Genomic DNA, 17466 nt, shown 5'->3' with positions numbered 1-17466 from the left:
GCAGGGGTCAGGCGAGCGGATACGCGACAGGATGCACGAGCCAGCCACCGTTGGCGTCGACGTTCGGCCACCTGAGAACATCGCCGAAGAACGCGCGGGCCGCGTCTGGATCGTCCGCGTAGACCAATGTATGGACCGCGGTGATCATGGGCTCGATCCTAGGCAGGGGTCCGTCAACCGACCGGGCGCAGCGGCTCAGGGCGTGTCGCGCTCGTGGCCGCCCGCAGGACGATGACGGCAACCAGCACAGTGGTCGTGGCCGCGACGGACACGGCCGTTGTGATCAGGGCCGGGACCGTACGAGCCAAAGTCAGCATCAACGTGACTTCGACGGCCAGCCCCAGCCAGGTGACCAGCGCGAGCGAGGTGCGGTCGACGGCGATGGCCGAGAGAACCGCGCCTTGCAGTACGGCCAGCAGCGCTCCGTGCAGTGCGAACACCCACAGCAAGCCTTGAATCGGGGCGTAGTCCTCGCCCGCGAGCAGCGGGGCCAGCGGGGCGGCGAGCGCCGCTCCGAGCACCGCGACGAGACCGATGCCACTGAGCACCGCCAGCGCGGCCCGGATCGCGCCCGCCGATTGCGTCGGCTGCGCCATGCGCGGATACAGCACGACGCCGACCGCTTGCGGCAGCCAGAACGCGATCTTGGTGGCGATGGTGCCTAGGGCGTAGCGGCTGGCGTCCACGTCGTCGAGCACGATCCGGACCACGATCAAGTCCGCCGACTGCAGCGCCATCAGCGCCGCTTGCACCTGGGCGGCCCGCAGAACCGGCAGCACTCCCGTGGCCGCCGCGATCTCGCCCGCCCCGATTTCGGTCCGCACCGACTTGGACGGCGAACCGGCGACCATCCTGGCCAGCAGCGCCGCCGCCGCGATCCCGCAGGCAGCGGCCCACAGTGCGAGCGTCGCGCCGCCGCTCAGGGCCAGAACCACCAGCGCGGGCGCGACGCGGGCGATTCCCGCCGCGCCGAGCACCACACCCAACGCCCGAAAGCGCTTACTGCCTTGCAGGACCCCCTGCTCGCCGGACAAGAGCACCAGCGCCGGCGCGGCACCCAGTGCCGCCGCGGTGGCGGCCACCCCGACGTTCAGTGTCAGGGAGACCAGCGGCACCAGCACCGCCGCCACGACAGCGACGATCAGCGCGCACCGCCATTGCAGTCCGCGCAGCGCCGCCACACCGGCACCCCGGACCAGCTCGCGGGCCACCACATTCTGCAATGCCAGCGCGGGCACCGCGCACAGCAACTGCACCGCAAGCAGACTCGCGAACTCGCTGTACCCGGTAACACCCAGCCACCGGCCGGCCAGCAGCTGCAGCAGATACCCGGCCACGTTGGCGGTCATCGCCCCGGCCGTCACCCACGTCAAATCCGCTACTACGAGAAACCGACGGACAGCAGACACGCTCCCCCGCCTCTCCGAATCTTCAGGCCGTACTAGTCGGGTGACGCAAGATTTGCGTTCAGGTCCTACGTTGCGGTCCGCGCTTGTTCTGGGTGCTCACGGAATCAGTTGTCAGGTTCTCGCAAGCCACTCGTGCGCGAGGGCGGCCGGCTGCGCTGTCGTCGAACCACCGCACTCGATGACGCTCGGCACACAATACAGTGTCAGGTCGGCGTCCCAGGAGGCCAGCTCGAGCTGAGCGAGGATCGTCGCCGATTCGCCAAGTGGTTCCCGCCGTGCGAGAGACGTACCGAGCACGCAGCCGATGCCGAGCCGGACCGGATCAGCGGCCGGACCGCCGTGGAACAGACTGCGAGATCGGCACGAGCATCCGCGGGACCGACCGAACTGGACTTCGTGGTCGCCGCTCGGCTCCGCTGCGGCGGTGTTCGCGACGTACAGTGCTCAGGCGTGAGTGTGAGCCGTCGGGATCGAGTGGTGGCCGCGGGATACAGCGCGGTCGGGGCGCTGCTCGTGGCCGGGCCGCTGCTGAGACCGGGATATCTGCTGTTGCGGGATGCGGTGAGCACGCCGCGCGGCTATCCGACCGACTCGGCGCTCGGATTGGGCGACGCGGCTCCCCGGGCGGTGCCGCAGGATGTGTTGCTCGCCGCGGCGTCGTCGATCGTGGACGGCGGGCTGATCGTCAAGGCGATCCTGGTCCTCGCACTGTGGGCCGCGGCGTACGGGGCCGCTGTCCTCGTACGCGAACTGCTGAGCGCGCCGCTCGGCGCGCAACTGGTCGCCGCCACGGTCGCTCTGTGGAACCCTTACGTGGCCGAACGCCTTTTGCAGGGCCACTGGAGTCTGCTCACCGGCTATGCCGCCCTCCCGTGGACGGTGCTGGCCGCCTATCGCCTCCGATGCGCTGCCGCGGCACAGCATCCGCGCAGCGCTCGGACAGCCGACACAGCCGGACGCCCGCTCAGCACCACATCAACCCGCGGGCCAGGACAAGGCCCTCGGCAGATCGCGACCGCGCATAGCGGAGCGACCTCCGCGTGGGCGGCGCTGGCGGGGTCGCTGGCCGCGGCGGGGCTCACGCCGACCGGCTCGCTGCTGGCGGGCTGCACCGCACTCGCCCTCGTCCGGGTACGGCAACTGCCCGCGACAGTCGCCCTCTGGGTGGTCGCGTCGGCGCCGTGGCTGACTGCGACCGCGCTATCCGGCGCGGGCGGCGAACCCTCGGACCCCGCTGGCATCGCCGCCTTCGCCGCACGTGCCGAACCAGGTCTCGGCACGCTGGGCAGCTTGGCCGGGCTGGGCGGGATCTGGAACGCCGAGGCCGTGCCGGACTCGCGCACCACGCCGCTCGCCGCGATCGGCACCGTCGCGCTGCTCGCGATCGTCGCGCTCGGGGTGCGTGCCGTCGCGACGGGCAATGGCGACCCGGACGGTCGCCACGTCCGCCGCGTGTTGCTGCTACTCGCGGCGATCGCGGTCCTGTTCCCCGCGCTCGGCGCGACGCCGTGGGGCATGCAGGCGCTGGAATGGCTGGTCGCTCACGTGCCCGGCGCGGGTCTGCTGCGCGACACCCAGAAGTATGTGGCCTTGGCCATGCCCGCCTACGCGCTGTGCGCCGCGGCCGGATGCGGCGTGCTGGCTCGGCGCTTCTCCACGGTCCGCCGGCCCGCGGCAGCAGACCGGCCTGTGCCGGCCCACCGAGCCGTGACATCCACTGTCGCAGCGGTCTTCGTCGTGCTCCTGGTGCTGCCGCTCTACGACCTCGCATGGGGAGTCGGCGGAGCGGTTCGAACCGTGCACTATCCGGACGGGTGGCAACGGGTCGCGGAACGAGTCGACGATTCCACCGACGTCGCGGTGCTGCCGGGCGGGATGTTCCGCAAGTTCCCCTACAGCGGCGCCGCGCCGGTACTGGACCCGGCGCCGCGCATGCTGCCCGGCGACGTATTGCAAACCGGTGAGCTCCCGGTGCGCGGCCGAACTGTGTCCGGCGAAGGAGCCCGCGCCAGACAGGTGGAAGCCCTTCTGCTACATGGCGATCCGGCTGTGGACCTGGCGCGGCTCGGCGTCGGATGGGTGCTCGTCGAACGAACGACCCCCGGTCCGCTCGGCGAATCGGCGGCCACCCTAGCGCAACTCGAGCCGACCTACGCGGACGCCGACCTCGCCCTGTATCGCGTGCCTGGCGTCATCGAGCGACGCGGATCGACGACACAACAGCGCGCGTTCGCCTACGCAGCCCATTTGCTCTGGGGCGCAATGCTTGTCGCCGGGCCGATCGTCGTTCTCGCTATGCGTGTGCGCTCCCGGAGGAGGACCCGGCGGTAGCCACCCGAAACCCCTCGGGCATCGATCGCCACACTACGGTGGCGGCTGGTCTACCCAGCGCTGGACAACGGGATCAGTCGACCGGCCGCGCCGTGATCAAGCCCGCGGTGTGCTCACCTCGGGCAGCGGACGCCAGCACCTCGTAGACTCCGTTTCCGGTCTGCTCCCAGGAGAATTCGCGGGCCCGGGCGCGGGCCTTCTCGCCCATGACGGTCCGCGCCACAGGATCGTCCAGCAGCTCGCCGACGGCATCGGCCAATTGCGCGACGTCGTCCACCAGGACGCCGGTGGCGCCGTCGACGATGGAATCGGTCAGACCGCGCGAACTCCGGTAGCCGACGGTCGGCACACCGTGCTGGGCCGCCTCGATCACCGCGAGACCCCACCCCTCCTTGCGCGACGGCAGCACGTGCACCCACGCCCTGGCGAGCAATTCGTGTTTGCGGCGTTCGTCCACGTGGCCGTGGAAGGTGACGGCGTCGGCGATGCCGAGCTCGCGGGCGTTGTCCTTCAAATTGTCCGCCCACCAGCCGTCGCCGATCACGTCCAGGCGCAGCCGGGGAATACGGTCGCGCAGCCGGGCGACGGCGGCGAGCGCATCCTCGATCTGCTTGTGCGGCACCAGGCGGGAGAGCACCACGACGGTGGGCTCGTCGGTCCGCGTTTCCGCGGCCCCCGTCGGGGCGTCGGCTGGAACCGGTTCAGCTCCGTTGCGAACCACCGCGATTCGCGAACGGTCCACACCGAGCGCGGCCAGTTCCTCGGCCGAAGGCAGTGACACGGTCAGATATTGATTGTCCCGGTGCACGCGCGGCGACAGCCGGGACTCGATCCACCAGCCGATCCGGCCGACCAGCCGACCGGCCACCGGCCACTGCTCGCGGTGGCCGTGGTGCACCAGCACCACCGACGGCGCCCGGGTGACGGCGGCGGCGAAGAAGGGAATGCCGTTCTGGGTATCGATCACCGCGTCCGGGCGCACGCCGCGCAGCGGGCCGAGGCCGATCCGCGCGAGCAGGAGGGCGGCCAGCGCCCGCGGGTACACCGTGTAGCGTCCGCCGGCCCGGCTGATGTCGATGCCGTCGATTCGTTCCCGCCGCGGCGCCCCCGGGTAGCCCGCGGTGCGCAAGGTGACCTTGATGCCGCGGGCCGTCAGCTGTGCGCCGACCTGCTCGAGGTACCGCTCGCTGCCGCCCCCCTGCGGGTGCCCGGTGTCGCGCCAGCAGAGCAGGAGGACTTCGCGCACGTGGAGCTTCTCTCGGTCGGTGGTCCCGATGGGAACGTCGGATATCGCGCTACACCCTAACCGAGCACCCGTCGAGCACGCCCGGCATCAGGGCTATGGAAAACTCGGCGCCGTGCTCAAAGCCGAGAAAACGCCCGTACGCAGCAGCTCGCCCCGGTTCGCCCGGCGGGCGACGTTACGCCGGTCGCTGCGGCTGCTCGGCAGTTTCCGGTACGAGCAGACCGATCCAGCGCTGTTCTACGGCGGCCTGGCCGCCGACAGCGCGGCCATGATCGCCGACTTCTATGCCGACCTCACCGGCCGGTCGCTGGACGGCGCGACGATTCTCGACGTGGGCGGCGGACCGGGCTACTTCGCGGACGAGTTCCTCCGCACCGGCGCGCGCTACATCCCGGTGGAGCCGGACCCGTCGGAAATGCACGCGGCGGGCCTTTCGGTGGCCGGTGCGGTCCGCGGGTCCGGGATGGCGCTGCCGTTCCGCGACGGCGCGGTCGACATCTGCTTCTCGTCGAACGTCGCCGAGCACGTCTCCAAGCCGTGGGTGATGGCCGACGAGATGGTGCGGGTGACCAGGCCGGGCGGACTCATGGTGCTCTCGTACACGGTGTGGCACGGCCCGTTCGGCGGGCACGAGACGGGGCCGTGGCACTACCTCGGTGGTGAATACGCCGCGCGCCGGTATCGACGCAAGCACGGGCGGGAACCCAAGAACCGGTTCGGCAGGTCGCTGTTCGCGGTGCGCGCCGCGGACGGATTGCGCTGGGCGGCACGCACTCCGGCCGAAGTCCACACGGTCTTCCCGCGGTACCACCCGCGCTGGGCCTGGTGGCTGGTGCGGGTACCTGTGGTGCGGGAGTTACTTGTGAGCAATCTGGTCGTTGTGGCAACTAAAAGTTAGCTGAACTAAGCCTCGAGCCATCCGCGACGCCAGTGCCGCTTGCCGCACGGCGCGTGCACCGGCTCACTCCACGGGGACTCCCGGATCGCAAGCCCGACGGTTTCCAGCGTGGTCAGACCGACCAGGTCGGCTAGCATCCCGACTGCGGCGACAGCCTCGGCGGCCTGCATAGCCGCAGTTGCCTGCTCGATTGTCAGGGTGCGACCGGGTAGGAAGGAGACCACCCACCCTCCGCTGCCGACACACTTCGCCTGATGCTCGGTTTGATCACTGGTCATCAGCGACCGGCCGATCACTTGCACCGCCATGACTCGGACTCCCCAATTTGCGGTAACGGTTGGGTGAATGGAGCGAGCTGATCTGTCGCTACAGCATGACCGCTCCAGCAACAGAACGCAATAGTGCGTTCGGCGAAAAGCGAACCGAGAGGTCGGAATTCACACGCGCGCGGGTGGCCGGGGGAGGCAAAATTAGAACAGGTTACAGACAAATCGGAGCGAAATCTGTAACGTGTTCTCATGCATTACGACAGCTTGTTCATCGGCGGCCGCTGGACCGCGCCAGCCACCGCCGAGCGCGTCCAGGTCATCTCGCCGGTCACGGTCGAGCCGGTGGGCAGCGTTCCGGCGGTGAGCCGGGCCGACGTCGATGCCGCGGTCGCCGCGGCCAGGCACGCCTTCGACCACGGCCCATGGCCCGCCACACCGCCGCAGGAACGCGCCGCGGTGCTCACCCGCGCCGCACGGCTGATCGAGCAGCGTTCCGCAGACCTGCTCGCCGCGCTGACCGCCGAGGTGGGCGCACCGCAGATGATCGCAATGACGCTCAACCAGATCCCCGCGGTCGCCGTGCTGGACGCATGCGCCGCCCTGGCCGAGTCCTTCCCCTGGCGGGAAACACGGGTCGGCGGGTTCGGCACCACGCGGGTGACCAGGGAGCCGCGCGGCGTCGTCGCGGCAATCACCGCGTGGAACGTCCCGCTGTTCCTCGCGGCCAACAAGCTCGCTCCGGCCTTGCTGGCCGGTTGCACCGTGGTGCTCAAGCCCGCCCCGCTGACGCCGATCACGGCCAATATGCTCGCGGACATCTTCACCGAGGCCGGGTTGCCCGAAGGCGTGCTCTCGGTGCTGCCCGCCGAGCCCGACGCGGCCGAGTACCTGGTCTCCCACCCCGGCGTGGACAAGCTGACCTTCACCGGAAGCACCGCGGTCGGCAGGAAGATCGGCGCGATCGCCACCGGGCAGCTCAAGAGCGTCTCGCTCGAGCTGGGCGGCAAGTCCGCGGCGATTCTCTTGCCCGACATGGACGTCGCGGCCGGCATCCCGGTGCTCGCGTTCTCCGGCCTGATGAACAGCGGACAGGGCTGCGTCGCGCAGACGCGCATCCTCGCCCCGCGCAGCCGGTACGACGAAATCCTCGACGCGCTGGTCGACCATGTGCGGACGATGAAGGTCGGCGACCCGAGCGACCCCTCCGTGCAGTTGGGCCCGCTGATCTCCGAACGCCAGCGCGACCGGGTGGAGGGATACATCGCCAAGGGCAAGGCCGAGGGCGCGCGGCTGGTGCTCGGCGGCGGTCGGCCGGAGGGGCTGAATCGCGGCTGGTTCGTCGAGCCGACGATCTTCGCCGACGTGGACAACAAGTCCACCATCGCCCAGGAGGAGATATTCGGCCCCGTGCTGTCGGTCATCCCGTACGAGACCGAGGACGAGGCCGTGGCCATCGCCAACGACTCGGTCTACGGCCTCGCGGGTTCGGTCTGGACCACCGACATCGAGCACGGCGCCGAGATCGCGGCGCGGGTGCGCACCGGCACCTACGCGATCAACTGGTACGCGTTCGACCCGACCTCGCCGTTCGGCGGCTACAAGGCCTCCGGGCTCGGACGGGAAAACGGCCCGGAGGGCCTCGACTCGTTCTGCGAGCAGAAGTCGCTGCTCATGCCGCTCGGCTGGACCGGGTGATCATTCCGGTGGCATGACCACCCGGAGTATGGGCGCTCGGTCGCCGTACCGCCTGGTCGGCGCGTCGACGATCTCGATGCGCCATCCTGGCGGCAGCACCGACCGCAGCCGTCCCGCGGCGCGGCGCAGCGGGGTGCTCGCGGTCGCGAACTCGAATTCGGCACCCATCCGGGGAATGGACGCCGTCGTTTCCAGATCGGCCATGCTCCAACCGCCTCTCTCGCGCCTCGATCTCGCCGTGCACCGCGGGGATCGCGGGTCGTTTGTCGATAGGGAAGTAGGTCAGTCGATCAGTTAACCGCCAGTAATCAGGCTGGTATAGGTAGCACGAACAACACGTCCAGCATAAGCTATGACGACATAAGATCTCTTGACAAGATTCTTACCCCATTGCGCCGGTTGATAAACCTACTGGGGCGGGTGAATTCGGTATCCCGCGCCCGGCGCTGACCTACTGCGCGCCAAAGCCTTTCACTCTAATCGTCCGATATGACGGGGCCACAAGGCTATTCGCGCGAATCCCGGCGTAGCGCGTTGATCATCGACCCAGCGATCGGCGATACACAGCCGGGGTGGCTCCCGTCGCCGCGCGGAGGTGCACCCGCAGGGCGGTGACGCTACCGAATCCCGCTTTGGCCGCGACGACTTCGACCGGCAAACGGGTAGTTTCCAGTAGCTCGCGAGCACGTGCGGTGCGCTGGGCGTCGAGCCAGCGTCGCGGCGTGGTGCCCACCTCCGCCTTGAACCGGCGGATGAACGTGCGCTCGCTCATCAGCGCGTGCGCGGCAAGTGCCGAAACATCAACTGCCGCAGCCGGTTCGGCGACCGCCCAGGCCAGCGTGGCGGCGAGGCCGCCATCGCCACCGCGAATACCGGGCCCCTCCGGAATGTATTGCGCCTGACCGCCTTCACGGTGCGGCGGAGTAACGTTCCACCTGGCCAGCTCGGCGGCCGCATGTGCGCCGAGCTCCCTGCGGACGATGTGCAGACACAGGTCGAGGCCGGCCGAGAGGCCCGCCGACGTGAGCACGTCGCCGTCGTCCACATACAGCGCCGTCGGATCCAATTTCACCGCGGGATACAGCTGGGCGAACTCGTCGCAATAGGCCCAGTGCGTCGTGGCGGGCCGCCCGTCCAGCAGACCCGCCTCGGCGAGGATGAACGCGCCGACGCAGATGCTCACCAGCGTCGCGCCGCGTTCCGCCGCCTCCCGCAGCGCGGTGAGCGCCTCCCGCGGAGTCGGCAGTGTCGGAATGCCGATCCCGGGGACGACCACGATTTCGGCCTCCGCGAGCGCCTCGAGCCCGTGCCCCACCCGCAATTCGAAGCCGTTGGGCGTCCACACCGGCCCCGGGCGCAGCCCGCAGGTGCGCATCTCGAACCCGCGCGGCTCGCCGGTCCTACCCGGTCCGTGCCGGAACGCCTGCACAGCGGAGGCCAGGTCGAAGGCCATGACGCCGTCCAGCGCGAGCGCGACCACTTTCTTCATCATGGACCAGTTTGGCATGAATCCGAGCATTACTGTCGTATCCGCCACTCGTCGCGGACTCTGATGCGCGCTTCACTGAAGCGCGCAGCGAGTTTCGACGACGAAGGAGAACACCGTGGCCGCACCGACGGGCATCGATTGGGAATGGGCCACCCGCACCGGTGGCTCGCTGACCAAGGAGCAACGCCGCACGCTGGCCGTCGAGACCGCGCGAACACTGCCCGCCACGGTGCCCAACCGGGTCCGGCTCGCGCTGGGTCGGCGCGGACGCGGCAAACTGGACCTCGCCGGTCTGCGGCTGCCCGATTCGGCGCTGGCCGTGGCGGCGGAAACCGAAGCGCGCGAATCACTTTCCGCCCACGTGCTGCATCATTCGCTGCGCACCTACTACTTCGGGCGAGTCCTGGCCGACCTCGACGGCGCCGGCTACGACGACGAACTCGTCTACGTCTCGTGCCTGCTGCACGATCTCCAGCTCGAACACCCCACGCCGGGAAGGTGTTTCGCGGTGACCGGCGCAGAGCGGGCCGCCGCGTTCGCCCGGGAAGCCGGCGCCGACCCCGCACGCGCCGAAGCGATCGGCGCGGCCATCGCCGCCCACATCACGCCCGGCGTCGCCGACGATCTCACCGACCCGGGCGGCTTCGTCTCCGCGGGCGCATCGGTGGACGTGATCGGCGCGCGGCTGGCGGAACTGGACCGGGACTGGGTCGCCGACCTGCTGCGACGGCATCCGCGCCACGAGCTCAAACGGCACGTGATCGCCGCTTTCGAAGCGGAGGCGAAGGCCGTGCCGGAGGGCAGGGTGCGCTGGCTCAACGGCGCAGGCTTCCTGACGATGGTCCGGATGGCGCCGTTCGACGAATAGCGCCGCCCGAGCGAACCTTCGAGAGCGGAAAAGGCTTGGCGCGCAAGCAAAACGCCCGCACCATCGGCCAGATGGTGCGGGCGGTGCTACTTTTGATGGAGTGTCAGCCCAGACGCTGCTTGAGCGCCTCGAACTCGTCGCGCACGCCGGAAGGCAGCTTGTCACCGACGAACTCGAACCACTCTTCGATCAGCGGGATCTCTTTGCGCCACTCGTCGGCGTTCACCGCGAGCGCCTCGTCGACATCCTTGGGGTCGGCGTCCAGCCCGTCCAGGTCGAGCTGGGCGGCGGTCGGCACGTTGCCGATCGCGGTCGCCTCCGCCTCGGCGGAACCCTCGATACGGCCGATGATCCACTCCAGCACGCGGGAGTTCTCCCCGAAGCCGGGCCACAGGAAGCGGCCGTCGTCGCCGCGACGGAACCAGTTGACGTAGAAGATCTTCGGCAGCTTGGCGGCGTCGGCGTTCTTGCCGACGTTGATCCAGTGACCCAGGTAGTCACCGACGTGGTAGCCCATGAACGGGAGCATGGCCATCGGGTCGCGGCGCACCGTGCCGACCTTGCCCTCGGCGGCCGCGGTCTGCTCGGAGGACAGCGTCGCGCCCATGAACACGCCGTGCTGCCAGTCGAAGGACTCGGTGACCAGCGGAACCGTGGTCTTGCGGCGACCGCCGAACAGGATCGCCGAGATCGGCACACCCTGCGGGTCGTCCCACTCGGGGGCCAGGATCGGGCACTGCGCCATCGGCGTGCAGTAGCGCGAGTTCGGATGGGCGGCGAGCGTCTCGGTCTCCCGGTGGTACCAGTCGTTGCCCTTCCAGTCGATCAAGTGATCGGGCTCGCCCTCCAAGCCCTCCCACCACACGTCGCCGTTGTCGGTCATCGCGACGTTGGTGTAGACCGTGTTGCCCGCCTCCATGGTGGCCATGGCGTTCGGGTTGGAGCTGCGGTTGGTGCCCGGCGCGACGCCGAAGAAGCCGTACTCCGGGTTCACCGCGTACAGGCGGCCGTCCTTGCCGAAGCGCATCCAGGCGATGTCGTCGCCCAGGGTCTCGGCGCGCCAGCCCGGCACGGTCGGCTGGATCATCGCGAGGTTGGTCTTGCCGCAGGCGCTCGGGAACGCGGCGGCGATGTAGTAGGCCTTGTTCTCCGGGGAGATCAGCTTGAGGATCAGCATGTGCTCGGCCAGCCAGCCCTCGTCGTGAGCCATCGCCGAGGCGATGCGCAGCGAGTAGCACTTCTTGCCGAGCAGCGCGTTGCCGCCGTAGCCGGAGCCGTAGCTCCAGATCTCCCGGTCTTCGGGGAAGTGGGTGATGTATTTGGTGTCATTGCACGGCCACGGCACATCGGCCTGGCCATCGGCCAGCGGCGCGCCCACGGAGTGCAGCGCCTTCACGAACGGACGGTCGGCGCCCAGCTTCTCCAGCGCGGCGGCGCCCATGCGGGTCATCACGCGCATCGACACGACGACGTACTCGGAGTCGGTGATCTCCACGCCCAGCTTCGGGTCATCGGCGCCCAGCGGGCCCATGCAGAACGGCACCACGTACATGGTGCGGCCCTTCATCGATCCGCGGTACAGCTCGGTCATCGTGGCGCGCATCTCGGCGGGGTCGACCCAGTTGTTGGTCGGGCCCGCGTCGGCCTCGCTCTTGGAACAGATGAACGTGCGGGACTCCACCCGGGCCACGTCGGAGGGGTCGGAGAGGGCGAGGAAGGAGTTCGGCTTCTTCTTCTCGTCCAAGCGCTTGAACGTTCCCGCCGCGACGAGCTGCTCGGTCAGCCGGTCCCATTCCTCGTCCGAGCCGTCCGCCCACACCACTCGATCCGGCTGGGTGAGTTCGGCGATTTCTTGTACCCAGGCGAGTAGTTCGCTGTGCTCGGTCGGCGCCTTGCCGTCGGATCCACGAAGACCAGGAATGGTCGCTGACGTCATGAAAACTCTCCTGAGATGGGCGGCCACTCGATGCTTCGCCGCCTGGCCCGAGGCCCATGACCAGCGCGAATGCACCCAGCGCCACCGTTGGCGGGAAGGCGCCCGCTCCGACCGGTCGTCAGCGCACCCTCACCGGGTGGCAGATCAGGACTCAGCGGAACGCCCAAGTTCCTGAATAGAGGTTAACGCCATGTGACGACCCGTACGGCATCGGGTTCATCACTGTGTACCCAATCGGTCGCTCGTTTCAACAGGGGAGATCCAACGGTCGAGGATCCGGATATCCCGCTCGCACGCCGCGAGCTGACCGGGCTGTTCGGCCGCCATCCGGCGCAGCTTCGCCTCCAGTTCGGCGACGCGACGATCGGTTTCCACCATTCGCGCCGTGCTTGCCTGCACCACGATATCGGCCAAAGCGGTCTCGGTTTCCACGAGCGCAGTCGCCATCCGCTGCTCGAGCTGGGCTTTCACATTGACCAACGCGTCGGCCACCCATTGCCGGATGTGCGCTCGATCGGCCAGCTGCCCGCGGGCACGCACCACCCAGGCCGCGACGCTACCGCCGAGTAGCAGGGTGATCGGGACGCTCGCGACATCGAGCGCGGGGACCAGCGACAGTGGAGCAACCAACAAGCGACCGAGGCCGACACCGGCCGACGCGCCGAGCGCGATCATAAGGTGATCTTCGACACCCCGGTGTCTCGGCTCCGGATCCGGGCCCACTCGCGGCGCCGGATCACGCCGTCGCGGTGGCAGCGCGCGGTCCGCGTCCTCGATCCGGTCCCCGAGTTGGGCCAAGCGGTGGTCGATGGTGTGGTCGACAGCGCCGGTCAGCTCGGTCACGGCCTGCTGGAGCCGGTCGGGATAGCCGCGGAGCTGGGCGGGACGCAATCGATCCAACTCGGCGCGAGCCGTGGTGTGCAGCGTGCGAACCCGCGCGCCGATATCGGTCATCAGGTCGACTCGGGCCAGGTGCAGCTGCCCGCGCAGGGTGGACATGGCGGTGGCGCGGCCGCCGTCACGGCCCGCGAGCAGCACCGCGCGTTCCTCACGCAGCCGTGCCAGTTCGGCGCCGGAACGCAGCGCGGCCACCTGCTCGATCACTCGCTGACGCGTGTCGTCCAGGACTCGGCCGGTGACCGCCGCCAACCGGTCACCGGTCGACGCGGAGGCGCCCGAGGCCGCCGCGGTCAACTGGGCGTGCAGGGCGCCGAGACCGGAGCGATCCAGCAGCCCGGCGTCGCCCGCGGTGCGGGCCGCCGCGGCGAGCCGTGCCGAGACCGGCACGATGGGCAGGTCGGCTGCGCCTCGGGCGGCCAGCAGTTCCAGATTCCGGGCCCGCACCGCACGCCAGTCCTGGTAGGCGTGGATGCCGTTCATGGCGAGCAGTACGCGCGTTCCGTCCGCGCGCATTCTGCCGATCATGTCCAGCAGATCCGCGCCGATGGTGGTGCCCGCGTCGAGCAGAATCAGCGCCGACGGCGCGCTGATGGACGGCGAAGTCGTCTCAACAGCCGCCCGAGCGTCGGGAATCGGCTCGGACAAGGTGATGCGCGGCTCGAACCGGGCCAGCTCGGTCCGCAGCAGTGTGGTGTTGACGTCGGCAGGACCGATCACCGTGACCGTCCTCGCCGCGCCGGATCCGTGCACCGCACGCAGTAGTGCCAAACCCTGTGGGTTCCACCGCGCCACCACCGCCTCGACCTCGGAAGAGAGGGCGCGCGCGGTTTCGGATTCCACGGCGGGCCCACCGCCGGCCGGTGAGCCCGGGTTGGCGGCTCGGCCGGTTCCGGTGCCCGGCGCCGAACCTGCCGCATCGGCAGCTTCCGACGGTCCATCCGAGGGCTCAGAGACCGGCACTGCTCATCCGTTCCCATAGTCGGACGTAGCCGTTGTGCACGCGTAATGCGGCGCGGCGGGCCGCGGGGGGCATGTCGCTGGTGACGACGGCGCGCCACCGGACGGCACGGGACATCGCGTCGTCGGCGTCCGAGGGCGCCGGAGCGGGATAGCCCGCGGCGAGGTGAGCGACCTCGGGCCGGGCCAGGCCGGCGCAGAGCCCGAGCCAGAGAGCGTCGTCACCGTATAGATAGGCCTCCAGCAGGTCGCGAGCACGGCCGCCCTGCTCCGGGACCGCGCGGGCGGCCAGCCGGGTCAGTTCGTCGAGCAGCTCACCGCCGCGCAGCGCGGAGACCTGCTCGTAACGGCGGTGCAGCAGCCGGTGCACCGCGTCGATGCCGCTGGCGGCGTGCAGGATCTGCAGCAGCGCCTGCGGCGCGAGTTCCGGCTCGTGGCGCAGGGCGGTGCAGGCGCAGACCACGCCGTAGAGGTCCCAGCGCTGTAGCAACTGCTCGCGCTCGGCGACATCCGGCCCCGGCGCGACGAACAGATCCGGCGACAAAACCAGCGCGGGATCCGCCTCGGTCGCGAGCTTGCGCAACAGGGCCAGGTCGGCGCCGGTCATCGCGCCCGCCCTGGTGCGCACCGCCAGCGACGCGACAACCGGAACGACCGGAACCCGCAGTTCCCTGCCGTATTGTTCGGCCGCGGCCACCGCGTCGCCCCAGCGGGAGCCGATCGCGTCGGCCTTGTTCAGCACCACGACCGTGCCCTGCGGCGGCAGGGTGGCCAAGACTCTGCGGTCGGCGGGCGTCGGCGCGGCGGACAACACGTAGACGACGATGTCGGCGTCGAGTTCCGGATCGTGCGCCCCGGGCTCGTCCACCGGATCGGTCTCCACCGCGGACAGCAGCGCGAGCGCGTGCAGCACCGTGGTCCGTCCCGCGTGGGCGCGCCCGGTCACCTGGATACGCGGCGGTTTGCGCCAAGCGCTGACCGCCGCCGCGGCGGCATAGCCGATCTGCGGGTCCCGGCCCGCCCCGAAACGCAGTTCGGCGAGCAGCTTGTCGAGCTGATCGTGGTCGGGCGAGGGAACGCCCCGCCCGCGCAGTGGCCCGTCGGATTCAGTGGCTGTCGGCATGCTGCACCCCCTTGTTCGGTGCGCAATTCTGTCAGAAGTCGCGGCACCGGACAGGCTCGACCGTTCAGCTGCCGCTGAAGAACTTGTTCGCTGTCCGCACCGCCCAGTTCGGGGCGTACTTCGCGACCGTGGCCAGCACCTTCGCCTGCGCGCCGATCTCGTAGTGCACCTTCGGCAGCCGGCCGCGCTTGCGGGTGGCCGCCCAGATTCCGGCGGCGACGTCATCGGCAGTCAACCGCACACCGAGCGACTTCGTCGTCCCGGTGGTCACGCCCTCGACCATCGCGGTGGCGACGAACAACGGCCAGATCGCGATCACCCGGATGTCGTGGGCTTCCCACTCGAGATCGAGGGCCTCGGTCAAGCTCTTGACCGCCGCCTTGGTCGCGCCGTAGCTCGCGAGCTCGGCTTGACCGTAGATCGCCGAAGCCGAACAGAGGTTGACCACTTGGGCGCCGGGGGTGGCGCGTAGGTAGGGGAACGCGCTGTGCGTCCCCGCGAGCACGCCGACCAGATTGACCTCGACGATCGCCCGATGCGCGGACAGATCGATGGATTCGAACGGCCCGGCGCGCAGGATGCCCGCGTTGTTCACCAAGATGTCCAGCCGCCCGTTCTCGGCATCGAACTCCGCGAGCCGCTGCGCCCACTGCGTGTCGTTCGTCACATCCAGCACGCCGGTGCGCACGCTGCCGCCCTTGCCGGTGATGTCGGCGGCGAGCCTGGTCAGACCCACCTCGTCGAGGTCATAGGCCCCGACGTGATACCCCTGCGCGGCGAAAAGGAGTGCGGTGGCCCGACCGATCCCGGCTGCCGCACCGGTGATGAACACGGTCGGTCTGTTCATGCCGCGGAGTCTAGTACCGATAGTCCTGGTAACAGGGGGTTCACAGACCTGTGGTTGGTCATTTACCCTCTCTTTGAGGTCAGCACCGTTATCAAAACGCAATGTTAGGTCTCGAATCGGCAACGACCACAACGATGCGGAGGTTGCGATGACCGCGGAATTCACCTGCGTTGTCGATCCTGAGCCTGTTCCCGCCCCCGAGCACGGGCCCTTGCTTCCGAGCATCGACCCGTTCCACCGCCCGCCCAAAGGCTTCGCGGCCAAGCCGCCGGGGACCATCTTGCGCAGCAGGAAGATCGACGTGGCGCTGTTCGGCGTCATCCCACAGCAAGTCGCCGCCTGGCAGCTGTTATATCGCAGCTCTGATCTGCACGGCGCCCCGGAGGCGGCGATCACCACGGTCCTGCTGCCGCTGGACGCCGAACCGGACGAGGACCGACCGCTGCTGGCTTTCCAGACCGCGATGGACGCGGTGACCGAGAAGTGTTCGCCGTCGTACGCGTTGCGCTACGGAGCCCGTGCGCTCGGCTCGATCACCCAGTTCGAATGGCTGCTGGTCGCGAACGTGCTGCGGCGCGGCTGGGCGGTCACCATCGCCGACCACGAGGGGCCGCACGGAAACTTCGGCGCCCCGCGCGAGCCCGGCTACCGCGCGCTGGACGGCATCCGCGCCGCCCTGCGCTTCGCCCCGCTCGGCCTCGCCCCCGACACCCGGGTCGCGGTGTGGGGCTACTCCGGCGGCGGCATGGCCAGCTCGTGGACGGTCGAGATGGCGCCGACGTACGCCCCCGAACTCGACATCGTCGGCGCGGTGCTCGGCGCCCCGGTCGGCGACCCGCGCCAGATCTTCGACCGGCTCAACGGCACCGCCTACGCGGGCCTGCCCGCCATCGTGATCGCCGCCCTCCGCAGGCTCTATCCGGCGCTGAGCAGGCTGATCGACCACGAACTCAGCCCCGAGGGCCATCGGTTCGTCGTGCACGCGGAGAACGCGACACCCGTCGGCGCGGTCCTGGGCCTCGCCCACAAGAAAGTGGACGACTTCCTCAGCCGCCCGCTCACCGAGGTACTCGACACGCCGGAACTGACCGCGATGTTCGATGATCTGCGTCTCGGCAACGCGACGCCGGCCTGCCCGCTGCTCGTGCTGCAGCCCGTGCACGATCAAGTCATCCACGTGGCGGCCGTGGACGGCCAAGTGGAGCGTTACCGCCGGGGCGGAGCCATGGTCACCTACGTGCGCGACCGGCTCAGCGAGCACCTTTCACTGCTGCCGCTGTCCACTCCGGTGAGCCTGGACTGGCTGGCCGATCGGTTCGCCGGGCAACCGGTGAGCGACGTCGGCGACACGACCGTGTGGTCGGTCGCCGCCTCGCCGTCCGGGGTGCGTGGCCTGCTGGGAATGGCGGTGACCGCGGCCAAGGTCGCGCTGGGCCGTCCGCTGCGCCAGCAGCAACCGACCGCGGCCAGGATCGCGCCCGCACGCGCCGCCTGACCT

14 protein-coding genes and 1 pseudogene are annotated in these 17466 nt (G+C 69.6%); 5 read left to right on the top strand and 10 right to left on the bottom strand.

All coding sequences use genetic code 11. From position 1 onward, the window contains the following. Positions 1 to 34: 34 nt before the first annotated feature. Both IU459_RS01730 and IU459_RS01725 read right to left on the bottom strand, forming a co-directional pair. Positions 35 to 148 (bottom strand): annotated as a pseudogene (locus IU459_RS01730) (VOC family protein); the annotation flags it as partial. Positions 149 to 173: 25 nt separating this feature from the next. Continuing rightward, on the bottom strand, positions 174 to 1349 hold the full coding sequence (locus IU459_RS01725; RefSeq protein ID WP_228837251.1) for a polysaccharide biosynthesis protein: 1176 nt from the start codon (positions 1347 to 1349) through the stop codon (positions 174 to 176). A gap of 510 nt (positions 1350 to 1859) precedes the next feature. On the opposite strand from IU459_RS01725, the gene IU459_RS01720 reads away from it, so the two are divergent. After that, positions 1860 to 3740, top strand: coding sequence for a hypothetical protein (locus IU459_RS01720; RefSeq protein ID WP_324198698.1), 1881 nt, complete (start codon positions 1860 to 1862; stop codon positions 3738 to 3740). A 73-nt stretch (positions 3741 to 3813) separates the two neighbouring features. Here IU459_RS01720 and IU459_RS01715 read toward each other — a convergent pair whose 3' ends face one another. Further along, entirely contained in the window at positions 3814 to 4986 is a 1173-nt protein-coding gene (locus tag IU459_RS01715; protein WP_195127626.1) for a glycosyltransferase family 4 protein, read from the bottom strand. A gap of 112 nt (positions 4987 to 5098) precedes the next feature. Here IU459_RS01715 and IU459_RS01710 point away from each other — a divergent pair, with 112 nt between their 5' ends. Then, the gene (locus IU459_RS01710; RefSeq protein ID WP_324198710.1) at positions 5099 to 5884 is read left to right on the top strand and encodes a class I SAM-dependent methyltransferase; all 786 of its coding nucleotides are present in this window, start codon (positions 5099 to 5101) and stop codon (positions 5882 to 5884) included. A gap of 5 nt (positions 5885 to 5889) precedes the next feature. On the opposite strand, the gene IU459_RS01705 is transcribed toward IU459_RS01710, so the two are convergent. Further along, the gene (locus tag IU459_RS01705; RefSeq protein ID WP_195127624.1) at positions 5890 to 6192 is read right to left on the bottom strand and encodes a hypothetical protein; all 303 of its coding nucleotides are present in this window, start codon (positions 6190 to 6192) and stop codon (positions 5890 to 5892) included. A 210-nt stretch (positions 6193 to 6402) separates the two neighbouring features. Between IU459_RS01705 and IU459_RS01700 the strand changes: the two genes are divergently transcribed. Next, a complete protein-coding gene (locus IU459_RS01700; RefSeq protein ID WP_195127623.1) occupies positions 6403 to 7848 on the top strand; it encodes an aldehyde dehydrogenase in 1446 nt (481 codons plus the stop codon). Here the strand turns inward: IU459_RS01700 and IU459_RS01695 are convergent, their stop codons facing one another. Both IU459_RS01695 and IU459_RS01690 read right to left on the bottom strand, forming a co-directional pair. Then, positions 7849 to 8052 carry a hypothetical protein gene (locus IU459_RS01695; RefSeq protein WP_195127813.1) on the bottom strand — a complete coding sequence of 68 codons (204 nt, stop codon included), beginning with the start codon at positions 8050 to 8052 and terminating at the stop codon, positions 7849 to 7851. Between the two features lie 334 nt (positions 8053 to 8386). Continuing rightward, positions 8387 to 9337, bottom strand: coding sequence for a GlxA family transcriptional regulator (locus IU459_RS01690; protein ID WP_195127797.1), 951 nt, complete (start codon positions 9335 to 9337; stop codon positions 8387 to 8389). A gap of 115 nt (positions 9338 to 9452) precedes the next feature. On the opposite strand from IU459_RS01690, the gene IU459_RS01685 reads away from it, so the two are divergent. After that, entirely contained in the window at positions 9453 to 10205 is a 753-nt protein-coding gene (locus IU459_RS01685) for an HD domain-containing protein (protein ID WP_195127622.1), read from the top strand. 103 nt (positions 10206 to 10308) lie between these two features. Here the strand turns inward: IU459_RS01685 and IU459_RS01680 are convergent, their stop codons facing one another. The 4 genes from IU459_RS01680 to IU459_RS01665 form a co-directional block, all read right to left on the bottom strand. Then, a complete protein-coding gene (locus tag IU459_RS01680) occupies positions 10309 to 12141 on the bottom strand; it encodes a phosphoenolpyruvate carboxykinase (GTP) (protein WP_195127621.1) in 1833 nt (610 codons plus the stop codon). A 219-nt stretch (positions 12142 to 12360) separates the two neighbouring features. After that, positions 12361 to 13881 carry a hypothetical protein gene (locus tag IU459_RS01675; RefSeq protein ID WP_324198697.1) on the bottom strand — a complete coding sequence of 507 codons (1521 nt, stop codon included), beginning with the start codon at positions 13879 to 13881 and terminating at the stop codon, positions 12361 to 12363. Positions 13882 to 13987: 106 nt separating this feature from the next. Further along, complete coding sequence (locus tag IU459_RS01670; protein WP_195127620.1) at positions 13988 to 15121, bottom strand: hypothetical protein; 1134 nt, start codon at positions 15119 to 15121, stop codon at positions 13988 to 13990. Between the two features lie 64 nt (positions 15122 to 15185). Next, complete coding sequence (locus tag IU459_RS01665) at positions 15186 to 15968, bottom strand: SDR family oxidoreductase (protein WP_195127619.1); 783 nt, start codon at positions 15966 to 15968, stop codon at positions 15186 to 15188. 148 nt (positions 15969 to 16116) lie between these two features. On the opposite strand from IU459_RS01665, the gene IU459_RS01660 reads away from it, so the two are divergent. After that, complete coding sequence (locus IU459_RS01660) at positions 16117 to 17463, top strand: lipase family protein (protein WP_195127618.1); 1347 nt, start codon at positions 16117 to 16119, stop codon at positions 17461 to 17463. Positions 17464 to 17466: the final 3 nt, after the last annotated feature.

It is taken from the genome of Nocardia amamiensis (genome assembly GCF_015477605.1).
GTDB classification, from domain to species: Bacteria; Actinomycetota; Actinomycetes; order Mycobacteriales; family Mycobacteriaceae; genus Nocardia; species Nocardia amamiensis_A.
The sequence above is the reverse complement of the archived record's forward strand: the minus strand, read 5'-3'. Positions and strand labels throughout refer to the sequence as shown.

Coding starts and splice junctions, on each gene's coding strand:
- IU459_RS01660 (WP_195127618.1), top strand. CDS start 16,117: ATGACCGCGGAATTCACCTGCGTTGTCGATCCTGAGCCTGTTCCCGCC.
- IU459_RS01725 (WP_228837251.1), bottom strand. CDS start 1,349: ATGACCGCCAACGTGGCCGGGTATCTGCTGCAGCTGCTGGCCGGCCGG.
- IU459_RS01695 (WP_195127813.1), bottom strand. CDS start 8,052: ATGGCCGATCTGGAAACGACGGCGTCCATTCCCCGGATGGGTGCCGAA.
- IU459_RS01705 (WP_195127624.1), bottom strand. CDS start 6,192: ATGGCGGTGCAAGTGATCGGCCGGTCGCTGATGACCAGTGATCAAACC.
- IU459_RS01690 (WP_195127797.1), bottom strand. CDS start 9,337: ATGAAGAAAGTGGTCGCGCTCGCGCTGGACGGCGTCATGGCCTTCGAC.
- IU459_RS01700 (WP_195127623.1), top strand. CDS start 6,403: ATGCATTACGACAGCTTGTTCATCGGCGGCCGCTGGACCGCGCCAGCC.
- IU459_RS01665 (WP_195127619.1), bottom strand. CDS start 15,968: ATGAACAGACCGACCGTGTTCATCACCGGTGCGGCAGCCGGGATCGGT.
- IU459_RS01670 (WP_195127620.1), bottom strand. CDS start 15,121: ATGCCGACAGCCACTGAATCCGACGGGCCACTGCGCGGGCGGGGCGTT.
- IU459_RS01680 (WP_195127621.1), bottom strand. CDS start 12,141: ATGACGTCAGCGACCATTCCTGGTCTTCGTGGATCCGACGGCAAGGCG.